Below are 12,292 nucleotides of genomic sequence, written 5' to 3' on the forward strand. Positions count from 1 at the left end.
TGCGGTCGATGGAGTGCACGGTGTTCATCCCCTGTGCGCTATCCCCACCTATGATCTTTAGACGCCGGACAGGTGCCTAAGGTTGCATGCGCGGCCGGTGCCGGGGATCAGGAGTGTGCGGCGGGCGCTCGGCCAGCAGGTCCAGCGCGACGTCGATGGCCCGCTCCAGCTGCGTGTCCACACCCCTGGCGTAGTCCTGCGGGGTGATGTCCACCTCGATGTCGGGATCGGTGCCGTAGTTCTCCACCTGCCAGCCGACGTCGTCGAAGGCGAAGGAGAACTCCGGCTGCGTGGTCACCGTCCCGTCGGCGAGCTGGTGGCGCGGCCAGATCCCGATCACGCCGCCCCACGTGCGCCGGCCGACCAGCGGGCCCAGCTTGAGCAGCTTGAAGGTGTGGCTGAAGATGTCGCCGTCGGAGCCCGCCCACTCGTTGGTGATGGCCACCAGCGGCCCGCGCGGCGACTCCGGCGGGTACGGCTCCGGATCCCCCCACCTCGGGTAGTCGTAGCCGAGCCGCCGCCTGGCCAGCTTCTCCAGCAGCAGCGCCGAGACGTGGCCACCGCCGTTGAAGCGCACGTCCACGACCAGCGCGTGCCGGTCGTACTCGGCCAGGAACCCCCGGTGGAACTCCCCGAACCCGTCCGCGCTCATGTCCGGCACGTGCAGGTAGCCGACCCGGCCGCCGGAGCGCTGGTGGCACTGGGCGCGGTTGAGGTTGACCCAGTCGCGGTAGCGGGCCGGCTGCTCGTCGGCCAGGGCGCGCACGGTGACGGTGAAGACCCGCTGCTCCCGGCGCAGCGTCAGCTCCACCTCCTCGCCCGCCTGGTTGACCAGCCGCTCGTTCGGGGTCGCCACCCCCATGCCGATGGGCGCGCCGTTGATGGCCAGGACGGCGTCACCCGTACGGACGTCGAGCCCGAGCCGGTTCAGCGGCGAGGTCGCCCGCGGGTCCCATGGGTCACCCGTGACGATGGCGCCGATGTGGTAGACCCCGTCGCGCAGCTGCCAGTCCACGCCCAGCTTGCCCTGGCTGTAGTCGGGGCCGGGACGGTATTCGCCGCCGCTCTCGTACGCGTGGCTGGTGGCCAGCTCGCCGTGCAGCTCCCACAGCAGGTCGGAGAACTCGCCCCGGGTCGTCACCCGGTCCACCAGCGGCTGGTAGCGGTCGTAGACGGCCGGCCAGTCCACGCCCGCCATGTCCTCGGTCCAGAAATTCTCCCGCTGCAGCCGCCACGCCTCGCGGAACATCTGCCGCCACTCCGCCTCCGGGCAGACCGACACCTTGATGCGCGACAGGTCGACCCAGCCGCTCTCGCGCCCCGGCCCCTCCTCGTCGCCGGGCACCTCGCCCGCCTTGACCACCCGCAGCCGGCTCCCCGCCCGGTACAGCAGCGTCTTGTGGTCACGGCCCAGCTCGAACTCCCCGACGCCGTCGGCGAACGTCTCGCTCTCGCCCTTGGCGAAGTCGAACAGGTGCAGCGTGTTGTCCCCTTCGAGCGGGCTGGTCAGGATCAGCGCCTTGCCCTTCAGCCCGGCCACCCGCTCGTAGCGGCCCTCCGGCAGCGGGAACGCGGTCACCCGGCGGGCCAGCCCGTCCACCTCGACGCTCAGGGGTCCCGGCTCCTCCTCGTCCTCGTCGTCCTTCTCCTCCAGGGGGCGCGGCCGGGGCACGAACGGGTCCGGCACGTCCGCGCGCAGCGCCACCGCGTACGGGCGGGTGCCCAGCGGGAAGCCCAGGTCGAACTGGAGCTGGTCGTAGACGGGGGAGAAGACGCGCTGGCCGATGAAGTACAGGTAGTCGCCCCGCGGGTCGAACGCCGGCATCGAGTCCTTCAGCACCGGCTCGCTGGCCTGCACCGTGCGGCCGGTCTCGGGATGGTGCAGCTTGATCGCGGTGGCCTGGGAGTTGAGCGGGCTCGCGTACGCCAGCCACGTGCCGTCGTGCGACCACGCCGGGTCCTCCGGCGGGCCGTGCGGGTTGGCTTCGACCAGCTCGGCCCGGCCCGTGGCCAGGTCGAGCAGGTGCAGCTCGTCGCGGTGGTTGACCACCGCCACCCGGTCGTGGGCGGGGTCGGGCACCAGCTCGTTGATCCGCCCCAGCCGGGCCACCTCCGTGCCGGGGCCGCCCTCGCCGCCCTCCAGGATGACCAGCTTCTCCTCGTCGCCGTCGTCGCTGGCCGCCGCGATCAGCCGCGCCCCGTCGTTCAGCCAGGTCAGGAAGCGGTAGCGGACGCCGTCGGAGGAGCCGTGCTGGCGTACGGGGCCCTCCCAGTCGGCCATCGCGTACGCCTTGCCGCGCGCGGTGATCGCCAGCGCGCTGCCGTCCGGGCTCAGCGTGGCGCTGTCGAGGTAGTCGGCGGCCTCCACGAACCTGCGGTTGCGCTGCGTCCTGGAGCTGGCCAGCCGCACCGCCAGCCGGCGCGGCCGCTCACCGGGCTCCATCAGGTACAGGTCCGCGCCCGCGTGGTAGACCAGCCGGTGCCCGTCGCCGGACAGGTTGCGGGCGTAGTAGTCGTCATGGTGGGTGTGCTTGCGCAGGTCACCGCCGTCGGGGGCGCACGAGTAGACGTTGCCGACGCCCTCGTGGTCGGAGATGAAGCACACCCGGCCGCCGCTCCAGCAGGGCGAGGCCAGGTTGCCGGGCAACCTGATCAGCCTGCGGAACTCGCCGTCGCCGTGCGGGTCGATCCACAGGTCGCCGACCGTGCCGCCGCGGTAGCGCTTCCACCGTGCCGGGTCGGCGGTGTTGCGGCCGAGCACGATCATGCCTTCGGGGCCGTGCGCGATCGAGTTCGCCGGGCCGTACGGCAGCCGCTCCGGCACCCCGCCCGGCGCCACCCGGTGCAGCCACTTGCGGCCCTCGAACGGCTGGGACTGGTCGCTGGCGTACAGGATGCGCCCTTCGGGGTCCCAGCCGGTCACCGTGCAGCGAGCGCCGTGGAAGGTCACCCGGCGGGCCGCGCCGCCGTCGGACGGCATCACGTACACCTCTTCCGGCCCCTCCTCGCGCCCGACGAAGGCGAGCTGGTCGCCGCGCGGGGAGATGCGCGGGTAGCCGGCCTCGGCGAGCCCGGCGGTCAGCCGGAAGGCCCGCCCGCCCTGGGCGGAGACCATCCACAGGTCGTCCTCGGCGGCGAAGACCACCACGTCCTGGAAGACAGCGGGGAAACGCAGGTAACCCGACATGGGCGCAGCTCCACGGTCGATCGGACAGCCGGGGCCCTGTGGGGCCTCGGCCGTCCGATCATGTCACCGGTCGGGCAGCCGGCGACGGCTGCCCGATGGTCACTCCTCGCCGGTGGTCTTCCGGTCTTCCCGCTTGGTCTCCTTGGCCTGCCTGCTGGTCTTGATGGCCTGCTTCTTGGACTTGCCGGACTTGGATGCGGGTTTCTTCTTCGTGTCTGCCATCGAAATCCCCCCTGTACGGACGAGATGCACCGGATTGGTGCACCAAGCCCCTTAATACCCATCTAACGAGAAAACCGACATACCACCTATCTGGTCGCAGTGGACTGCCGCACCGCACGGTCGCCGGCGGCCTCCGACCACCAGACCCCCTCGCCGTGCGACAGCCCGGGCAGCCGCAGCTCGACCTCGTGCACCGCCGCCGCCGGGATCTCGCCCGCCAGCACCCAGGTGTCGTCCCGCCGCCGCGTGTCCCGCAGCTCGGCGCCGGCTCCGGCCAGGCTCGCGGTGACCGCGCCGAACGTCTCCAGCGGCACCTCCGCCTCGAAGCGATGGCACGGCTCGTACACGATCGTGCCCGCCCGGCGCAGCGCCCGCGCCAGCACGACGGGCGTGCGCCCGCGGAAGTCGGCCGCCACGGATTCGGGCGCGGAGTAGCCGGTCCTGGTCAGCGTCACCACGACGTCGGTGACCGGCCGGCCGTGCGGCCCCTCGCGCAGCGCCAGGTGCACGCTGTCCTCGATCGCCCGGTGGAAGGCCGGCGGCAGCGACCCCAGATCGACCTCCCGCCGGTAGTCCACGCCCGAGCCCGGCGGGGCCGGGTCGACGCGCAGGCCGACGGTGGCCATGAAGGTGTTGCGGCCGTGGCGCTGGATCTCCTCGACCGCCTCGCCGGTGCCCGCCGGGCGCTCGAAGTAGACGGGCCGGCTGGGCTCGAAGTCCGCCTCGACGCCGAAGTCCCTGGCCAGGGTCTCGCCGATGACCTCCTTCTGCACCTCGCCGTAGAGCAGGACCGAGGTGTCGCCGCCGGCCAGCGTACGGGTGCCGATCAGCGGGTCCTGCTCGGCGAGCGCGAGCAGGGCGGCGTGCAGGCGGGGCTCCTGGCCCGGGACGCGGGGGCGTACGACGGTCTCCAGGCCGGGCGGGGTGAAGTGGGCCTGCCCGGCCGGGCCCGGCCCGCCCAGGTGGTCGCCGACCCGGATCTCGGGCACGCCCCACACCCTGACGATGTCCCCGGTGACGGCCTCCCGCTGCGCTGGGGCGCCGGCGACGGACAGGGCGGTCAGGCGTCCGTCGTACGTGGCGTTCTGCCCGCGGTGGAACACGACCGTCTCCCGCACCCGCAACACCCCGGCACGAAGGCGCAGGTACGCCACCTTCTCCCCGGACGGGCCCCGCTCGATCGCGAACACGGCCCCCCGCGCCGGCTCGTCCGGGAGCGCGGACCGCGACACGGCGGGCAACAACGTGCCGATCCCGTCGAGCAGCTCGGGAACGCCCTGCCCGGTGATCGCCGAGCCGAACAGCACCGGATAGGTCACGCCGTCCCCGCACTGCCCGGCCAGCGCCGCGCGTACCAGGTCCGCGCTCGGTGTCCCGCCCTCGACGAGCAGCTCCAGCAGCCCGTCGTCCCGCTCGGCCAGAATTTCGGCCGCCTCCTGCGTGGAGCCGACGGGACGGGTGACGGCCGCCCGGCCGCCGATGCCGGTCACGGTGTTGACCGGGACGCAGGACGGGGCGAGCCGCCGCCGGATGTCGGCGAGCAGCTCGCGCTCCCGGGCCCCGGCCCGGTCGATCTTGTTGACGAAGATGAGCGTCGGCAGGCGCAGCCTGCGCAGGGTCTTCATCAGGACCCGGGTGTGCGGTTGCACGCCCTCGACCGCCGACAGCACCAGCACGGCGCCGTCGAGCACGCCGAGCGCGCGCTCGACCTCGGCCACGAAGTCGGCGTGCCCCGGGGTGTCCACCAGGTTGACCCGCAGGTCACCCAGGGTGAAGGAGGCCACGGCGGTGCGGATGGTGATGCCGCGGCGGCGCTCGATCTCGCCGCTGTCGGTCTGGGTGCTGCCTTCGTCGACGCTGCCGAGCCGGTCGATCACGCCGGTCTCGAACAGCAGCCGCTCAGTGAGGCTGGTCTTGCCCGCGTCCACGTGCGCGAGGATGCCGATGTTCAGGATGTGCATGCTGGAGGAGCCCTCGAGAAACTCTTGTGCCAATGGGGCGCTGGGAGATTCCGAGGCGGCGCCGCATCTCAAGCTCCTGATCGTCGACGGGCTACAGCCCGGCCATCCTGCCACCGCCCACCAGCTGCGGGCCAGCCATTTATCGCCAGGCCCCGCGAAGCGCGCCGTCGGGACGTGGAGCCCCGGAACGCACGGTGGGGAGCCGGCCGGCAGCGGCTCCAGGGGTGGGAGGGGTGGTGGCCGCCCTGGGTCGCGGGATGGTGGCCCCTGCGGGGCGCGGGCGGTTACAGCAGGCGGAGTTGCTCGGGCTCGGCCGGGGCGGTGGGGCGGCGGGGTGGGAGGCGGCGGGCCATGGCCGGGGTGGCGCGGCCGACCCCGTGGCGTTCGGCGAGCTCCTTGACCAGGCCCGTCACCCGCTGCTGGTAGGACTTCGGCGCGTAGGCGCCCCGCCCGTACAGCTCCAGATAGCGCGGCACCAGGCGCGGGTGCTCGCGGGAGAGCCAGCTCAGCCACCACTCCCGGGCACCCGGGCGCAGGTGGAGCACGATGGGGGCGACGTGGGTGGCGCCCGATTCGGCGATCTCCTTGACCGTGCGGTCGAGCTGGGCGGGGGAGTCGGAGAGGTAGGGCAGGATGGGCGCCATCAGGACGCCGCAGGCGATGCCGTTGTCGTTGAGGGTCGCGCAGGTCTCCAGGCGGCGGCGCGGGTTGGGGGTGCCGGGCTCGACGGCGCGCCACAGCTCCGGGTCGACGAACCCCACCGAGACGTTGGCGCTGACGTCGGTCACGTCGGCGGCCTCGGTCAGCAGGTCGAGGTCGCGCAGGATCAGGGTGCCCTTGGTGAGGATCGAGAACGGGTTGGCGGCGTCGCGCAGGGCGGCCAGGATGCCGCGCATCAGCTTGTAGCGGCCCTCCGCGCGCTGGTAGCAGTCGACGTTGGTGCCCATGGCGACGTGGTGGCCGCCCCAGCGGGGTGCGGCCAGCTCCTTGCGGGCCAGCTCGGCGGCGTTGACCTTGACCACGATCTTGGAGTCGAAGTCTTCACCGGCATCCAAATCTAGGTATTCATGCGTTTTTCGGGCAAAACAGTAAATACAGCTATGGCTGCAGCCGCGATACGGGTTGATCGTGTAGTCGAACGGCACCCGGCTGGCCCCGGGAACCCGGTTGATGATGGATCTGGCCCGGATCTCGTAGAAGGTCATCCCCTTGAACTCGGGTGTGTCGAACGTTCGGGTCACCGCGCCGCGAGCGAAGAGCGGCGCGGCCGGATCGTCCCGGCCGGGCCCGGCCAGGCGCAGGTTGTCCCAGCGCATGCCATGATTAGAACAAAAGTTCGAGCTTGATCGCAAACTGAAAAGAGGTGGCAATTACTGGGTCAGCCGGGGGCTAATGATCTTCAGGGTTGGGCAGAAAGACGCCACAGAGCTTGCGTTCCGGAGGTGCACCTATGGCCTGGTCGCAGGACGAGGAGCGGATGCTGGCCCAGATCGAGCAGCACCTCGTCGACGACGATCCGCGACTCGTCGCACGGCTGGAGTCGTTCAACGAGCGGGTTCGCCGCAGCGAGGCGAGGTCGACGGGGCAGTCGCCGGGTCCTCGGAGCCGGCCGCGTCGCTCGACGGTCATCATTCTGATCAGCTGGTTGCTCATCGCCACGCTGGTCGCCACGCTCCTGATCATGGTTCTCCGCCACGAGGCCGCCGCGGCCATGGCCCTGGCCACCGCCTTCTGACCCCTGTCGCCGCCTTCTGATCCCCCTTTTCGCCTTCCGGGTGCGAGCCCTCACGTGTGAGGGCCGGTCCAGACCCTCTGCAGGGTTCTGTAGTCGATCACCACGATGTCCTCCTCGCGCAACAGCTCCCGTGCCCGCGGCGAGGTGAGGAACTCGTAGTCGCTCAGCCGCACCCGCCACCCGTCCGGATCCACCGCCCGCGCCTCCTCGTCGCCCAGCGCCGGATGCACGGCCCACTCGCTCAGCCCGGGCGGCACCTCGCGCAGCCGCCGCGCGTACGCGGCCGCCTTGCCGTCCAGGTCGAGCTCGAAGCTGTCCAGGAAGCCGGGCTCGGTCACCGGCAGGCCCCGGGCCCGTAGCTTCCCGCGCGCGGGGTCGAGCCAGGCCCGCACCGCCAGCCCGTACTCCCGGGCCAGGTCCACGGTGAGGTCGAAGATGTCGGCGCGCCCGCCGTCCGCCAGGCAGTGCCAGTCCAGGTGGGTGGGCGCCAGCCCGGCGTCGGTGGCGGCGGCGATCTGGGCCCGGAACTCCACCTCCACCTCCTCGATGCGGGCCGCGGCGAGCAGGTCGGGAATGCGGTCGAACGTGTACAGCAGCCCGTCCGGGTCGAGCAGCGAGGGCACCGTCTCCCGGGCGGCCAGCGGCCCCCACGGGTGGCCGGGCGCTTCGCAGACCAGCGTCAGATGGAGGCCGAAGGAGATCTCCGGCCGCTCGCGCAGCAGGCCCATCGCGTGCCCGGCGGCCGGGCAGGGCGTCATGAGGCTGCACGAACCCGCGATCCCCTCCTCGATCGAGCGCACGACCGCCTCGTTGACCGCCCGGTACATCCCGAAGTCGTCGCAGTTGACGATCAGGAGCCGGCTTCCGGCCGCGTGTCCCAGTAGTTCGTTCACGCCCCCAGCGTGCCGACAGGACCCCGGAGAACCAACCGGTTTAGTGCAGGCCGCGCTTGCCGGGGGCCCAGAACGGCTTGACCTTGATCGACTTGCGCGGCCAGTTCCGCTCGCGTACGAGATGGTCGCGGATCATCTGGCACGTGCGCGCCTCGCCCGCCACGTAGGCCGCCCCCGTGTTCCCGGGCAGCTCCAGCCCGGCCACCGCCTCGACCAGCGTCTTCGACGACGCGGCCGGCGCGCCCCGCCGGTGGACCCGGCGCATCTCGTGCGGCCCGGGCATGGGCGGATCGTGCTCGGCGGACTCGCTCTCCAGCACGCCGTGCACCCGCGCGCCCGGCCCGAGCGCGCGGATCATCGGCCCGAACGCCGCGCTCGCCGTCTCGTCCCCGGCGAACAGGTGGAAGGGCGCGTCGTCGCGGGTGAAGAAGTCGCCCTGCGGCCACCAGAAGGTCACCGCGTCCCCCGGCGCGACCTCCCGGGCCCAGCGCAGCCCGATGCCGTCACCGTCGTACAGGTGCGCCCGCAGCTCCAGCGCGCGCCGGTCCGGGTCCAGGTCCCAGATCGTGTACGTGCGCAGCGTGTCGGCCGGTCGCAGGATCCCCGACACCGACAGCGGGTCGTTGAGCTGCACCCTGATGTGCTGGCCCGGCCGGTAGGGGAACGCGATGGGGGCACCGGTCGCCAGGCGTATCCGCCGCATCGTGGGCGTGACGAACTCGGCGTTGGTGACGCGGCCCTCCATCACGTACTTGGCGAAGGCGCTCGCCAGCGGGTTGCGCGCCATTCCTTCTCCTTAGTGGGAATAGATTTGTTTATAGGGCCTAAGGAAACATAGACGCATTAGGATGTCAACGTGCGTTCCCGGAGGAAGGTGGGCGATGGCCACGCAGGGCGTCAGCAGGCGCGAGCGGGTGCGGCAGGCGACGCTGGCGGAGATCCGCGCCACGGCGCGCAGGCTGCTGATCGAGCAGGGGCCGGCGGCCGTCACGATCAACGCGGTGGCCAGGGAGATGGGGATGAGCGGGCCGGCGCTCTACCACTATTTCGCCGGTCATGACGATCTGGTCGCCGCGGTGACCGTCGACTTCTACCGCGAGCTGACGGAGACGATCAGGGCGGCGCGCGAGGCGTACCCACGGGAGGAGCCCGGCCGCCGGCTGCTGGCGGCGTGCCGGGCGATGCGGCGCTGGGCCATCACGCACCGCGCGGAGTTCGGCTGGGTGTTCGCCAGCCCGATCAGGGGCGAGCGGCGGCTCGACTCGCCGCGCGACCGGGCCGGGCAGGACTTCGAGCGGGCCTTCGTCGAGGAGATCGCGCAGCTGTGGGAGGCGCGGCCGTTCCCGGTGCCCGCGCCGGAGGAGCTGGATCCGTCGATCAGGGCGCAGCTGGAGACGTACGCGCGGGCCGCCGGCCTGACGCTGCCGGTGGAGGTGATCCACGTCTTCCTGTCGTGCTGGATCAGGCTCTACGGCCTGCTCTGCATGGAGGTGCTCAACCAGCTCGACTTCGCCTACTCCGACCTGGAGCCGATGTTCGAGGACTGCCTGCGCGAGCTCGCCCCCAGGCTCGGCCTCGACTATGACGCCGAGGCCGGCCGGGGCGCGTAGGGGTGGCGGCCGGCCGCCCGCGTGGCCGGCCGGCGGCCGTCAGCCGATGCCGCGTGCGCGCAGGGCGGCGATCACCCACCGGAAGGCGGGGACGGCGGGCGCGGACTCGCCGTGCCCGTTGAGCGCGGCCAGCAGCTCCCAGTACCGCTCCACCCGCGCGTCCGCCACCGTCTCCATCCACTCCAGCAGGGCCGCCCGGTCCACGGCCGGGCCCGCCACCCGGTCCAGCACCTCCTTGCCCGCCGCCGACCCGGGATCGACCCCGCCCGCCAGAGCCGGACCGGCCTCGGCCAGCACGCGGGCCCGCAGCTCGTACTCGGGCAGCGGGCCGGGCCCGGCCAGCGCGATCCGGCGCAGCCGCCGCCGGAAGTCCTCGTCGGCGATCAGCCCGGCCAGCTCCACCCACGCGTCGAGCTGCGCGGGGGAGGGGGAGTCGGGCAGCTCGCGCATCCAGTCAGCGATCACTGCCGCGTCGTCGTCGAGCTCGATCCCGGCGAACGTCCCCGAGACGAACTCCGTCACGATCTGCCGCCGTTCGGCGGCCGACAACTGGGCGAGTCTGTGCAACATCACGGTCTCCTCGTCGGTAGTGCCACGTTCGGAGATCAGGCGCAGTACGGCCCGGCGCGCCCGCAGGGCCCGGATCTCGGCGTCCACGGCCCGCAGGTGCACCCGCGCCACCTCGGCCACCGTGACCTGCCGCGCCAGGATCTCCTGCACGGCCTCCAGCCCGATGCCCAGCTCGCGCAGCATGCGCACCAGGCCGAGCCGGGTCAGGGCGGCCTCGTCGTACAGGCGGTAGCCGCCCGCCGACCGGCCGGTGGGCGGCAGCACGCCGCTGTCGGACCAGAACCGGATCGTCCGCACCGGCAGCCCGGCCCGGCGGGCCAGCTCGCCGATGGTGTAAAGCCCGTCACTCACGACTCGCAGCCTGCACCTTCCACCCACTGGAGACTCAACCTTGTGGCATGATACTCGCGAACGTATACTCGCCAACGAATATTCGTAGACGAGGCGGTGACCGGAATGGGCAAGCGGCGCCCGGTGGAGAACCTGCTGGCACTGGCGGTGCTCACCGTGGTCGTCCAGCGGCCGATGCACCCGTACGAGATGGCCTCCGTCCTGCGCGCCCGTGGCAAGGACCAGGACATGCCCCTCAAATGGGGCTCGTTCTACACCGTCGTGCGGAACCTGGAGAAGCACGGCCTGCTGGAGGCGGTGGAGAGCGGCCGGCAGGGCGCCCGGCCCGAGCGGACCGTCTATCGCATCACCGACGCCGGGCGGCGGGAGGCGGAGGACTGGACGCGCGAGCTGCTGTCCACCCCGCAGCCGGAGCCGTCGGCGTTCGGGGCGGGCCTGTCGGTGATGGGCGGCCTCGGCCCCGACGAGGTCGCCGCGCTGTTGCGGCGGCGCCTCGAGCTGCTGGGGGAGCGGATCGAGGCCGAGCGGCGGGCGCTGGAGGAGGAGCGGGCCGAGCTGCCCAGGCTGTTCGTCGTCGAGTCGGAATACGCGCTGGCGATGCGGGAGGCCCAGGCCGCCTGGGTGCGCTCGCTGCTGGCGGAGCTGGACGGGGGCACCTTCCCCGAGCTGGAGGGCTGGCGGGCCTATCACCGGACCGGTCACCTGCCGCCCGGCGTGGCGGACCTCGCCGAACGGGGCCGCCCCGCCGAATGAAAGATCCCGGCGGCAGTGCTGCAACACCGCCGCCGGGAGACCTCGCAACCGAAGCGGAGCCCCGGCCACGAGCTGGCACAGGCAACGATAGCCGGGCCCGCTTCCCGTACCGAACCATGGGGAGCACGACATGACCACGACCACCGCCGGCACCGTGACGTCGGACGACGGCACCACGATCAGCTACCGCGAGGCCGGGCGGGGACCCGGCCTGGTGATCCTGCACGGGGCCATGCAGACCGGCCACAGCCAGATCGAGCTGGCCCGGGCCCTGTCCCGGGACTTCACCTGCTACCTGCCCGACCGCCGGGGGCGGGGCGGTAGCGGCCCCGCCGGCCCCGCGTACGGGCTCGACCGCGAGGTCGAGGACCTCGGCGCGCTGCTGCGGGCCACGGGCGCGCCGTACGCCGCCGGGGTGAGCTCCGGCGCGATCATCACGCTGCGCACCGCCCTCGCCCGGCCCGGCCTGCTGCGCAAGGCCGTCGTCTTCGAACCCCCGCTGAACGGCTCCGGCGCGCGGGACCACCTGCCCCGCCTCGACCGCGAGCTCGCCGCGGGCCGGATCCCGGCGGCGCTCGTCACCGGCATGAAGGCCGCCCGGCTCGGCCCGCCGATCTTCAACGTCCTGCCGCGAGCGCTGCTGGAGCTGCTCACCGGCCTGATGCTGAGAAATGAGGACAAGGGGGTGGCGGGCGACGAGCCGACGTTCAGGGAGCTGGCCCCGACGCTGCGCCAGGACCTCCAGCTGGTGGCCGAGGCCGGCGGCGACCTGACGGTCTACCGGCCGGTGGAGGCCGAGGTGCTGCTGCTCGGCGGCACCAGGAGCCCGGCCTACCTGCGCGCCGCGCTCGCCGGGCTGGAGCGGGTCCTGCCGCGCGCCCGCCATGTGGAGCTGGCGGGCCTCGACCACAGCGCCACCTCCAACGCCGTCCGGCGCGGCCGGCCGGAGCGGGTGGCCGAGGAGATCCGCGGGTTCCTCACAGGCTCCTGAGGCCGGGTCCTCCCACGCT

11 protein-coding genes are annotated in these 12,292 nt (G+C 72.5%); 4 read left to right on the plus strand and 7 right to left on the minus strand.

Annotated features, from left to right (window positions below; all coding sequences use genetic code 11):
- Positions 1–76: 76 nt before the first annotated feature.
- From ACBJ59_RS50605 to ACBJ59_RS50620, 4 genes are all read right to left on the minus strand, one after another.
- Entirely contained in the window at positions 77–3,187 is a 3,111-nt protein-coding gene (locus ACBJ59_RS50605; protein WP_375117159.1) for a S41 family peptidase, read from the minus strand.
- Between the two features lie 99 nt (positions 3,188–3,286).
- Complete coding sequence (locus ACBJ59_RS50610) at positions 3,287–3,409, minus strand: hypothetical protein (protein WP_364128719.1); 123 nt, start codon at positions 3,407–3,409, stop codon at positions 3,287–3,289.
- 86 nt (positions 3,410–3,495) lie between these two features.
- Entirely contained in the window at positions 3,496–5,370 is a 1,875-nt protein-coding gene (locus tag ACBJ59_RS50615) for a GTP-binding protein (protein ID WP_375117160.1), read from the minus strand.
- Between the two features lie 284 nt (positions 5,371–5,654).
- Positions 5,655–6,686: an Rv2578c family radical SAM protein gene (locus ACBJ59_RS50620; protein WP_375117161.1), complete on the minus strand. Its 1,032-nt coding sequence runs from the start codon at positions 6,684–6,686 to the stop codon at positions 5,655–5,657.
- Positions 6,687–6,820: 134 nt separating this feature from the next.
- Here ACBJ59_RS50620 and ACBJ59_RS50625 point away from each other — a divergent pair, with 134 nt between their 5' ends.
- A complete protein-coding gene (locus tag ACBJ59_RS50625; protein WP_364128713.1) occupies positions 6,821–7,105 on the plus strand; it encodes a DUF3040 domain-containing protein in 285 nt (94 codons plus the stop codon).
- Positions 7,106–7,155: 50 nt separating this feature from the next.
- Here ACBJ59_RS50625 and ACBJ59_RS50630 read toward each other — a convergent pair whose 3' ends face one another.
- The gene (locus tag ACBJ59_RS50630) at positions 7,156–7,998 is read right to left on the minus strand and encodes a polysaccharide deacetylase family protein (protein ID WP_375117162.1); all 843 of its coding nucleotides are present in this window, start codon (positions 7,996–7,998) and stop codon (positions 7,156–7,158) included.
- A 40-nt stretch (positions 7,999–8,038) separates the two neighbouring features.
- On the minus strand, positions 8,039–8,785 hold the full coding sequence (locus tag ACBJ59_RS50635) for a siderophore-interacting protein (RefSeq protein WP_375117163.1): 747 nt from the start codon (positions 8,783–8,785) through the stop codon (positions 8,039–8,041).
- 94 nt (positions 8,786–8,879) lie between these two features.
- On the opposite strand from ACBJ59_RS50635, the gene ACBJ59_RS50640 reads away from it, so the two are divergent.
- Complete coding sequence (locus tag ACBJ59_RS50640; RefSeq protein WP_375117164.1) at positions 8,880–9,608, plus strand: TetR/AcrR family transcriptional regulator; 729 nt, start codon at positions 8,880–8,882, stop codon at positions 9,606–9,608.
- Between the two features lie 39 nt (positions 9,609–9,647).
- On the opposite strand, the gene ACBJ59_RS50645 is transcribed toward ACBJ59_RS50640, so the two are convergent.
- The gene (locus tag ACBJ59_RS50645; protein WP_375117165.1) at positions 9,648–10,529 is read right to left on the minus strand and encodes a MerR family transcriptional regulator; all 882 of its coding nucleotides are present in this window, start codon (positions 10,527–10,529) and stop codon (positions 9,648–9,650) included.
- A 105-nt stretch (positions 10,530–10,634) separates the two neighbouring features.
- Here ACBJ59_RS50645 and ACBJ59_RS50650 point away from each other — a divergent pair, with 105 nt between their 5' ends.
- Both ACBJ59_RS50650 and ACBJ59_RS50655 read left to right on the plus strand, forming a co-directional pair.
- Positions 10,635–11,282, plus strand: a complete 648-nt coding sequence (locus ACBJ59_RS50650) for a PadR family transcriptional regulator (RefSeq protein WP_375117166.1) — start codon at positions 10,635–10,637, stop codon at positions 11,280–11,282.
- A gap of 130 nt (positions 11,283–11,412) precedes the next feature.
- Complete coding sequence (locus ACBJ59_RS50655; protein WP_375117167.1) at positions 11,413–12,273, plus strand: alpha/beta fold hydrolase; 861 nt, start codon at positions 11,413–11,415, stop codon at positions 12,271–12,273.
- The last annotated feature ends 19 nt before the right edge of the window (positions 12,274–12,292 follow it).

The organism is Nonomuraea sp. MTCD27 (assembly GCF_041950495.1).
Lineage (GTDB): Bacteria > Actinomycetota > Actinomycetes > Streptosporangiales > Streptosporangiaceae > Nonomuraea.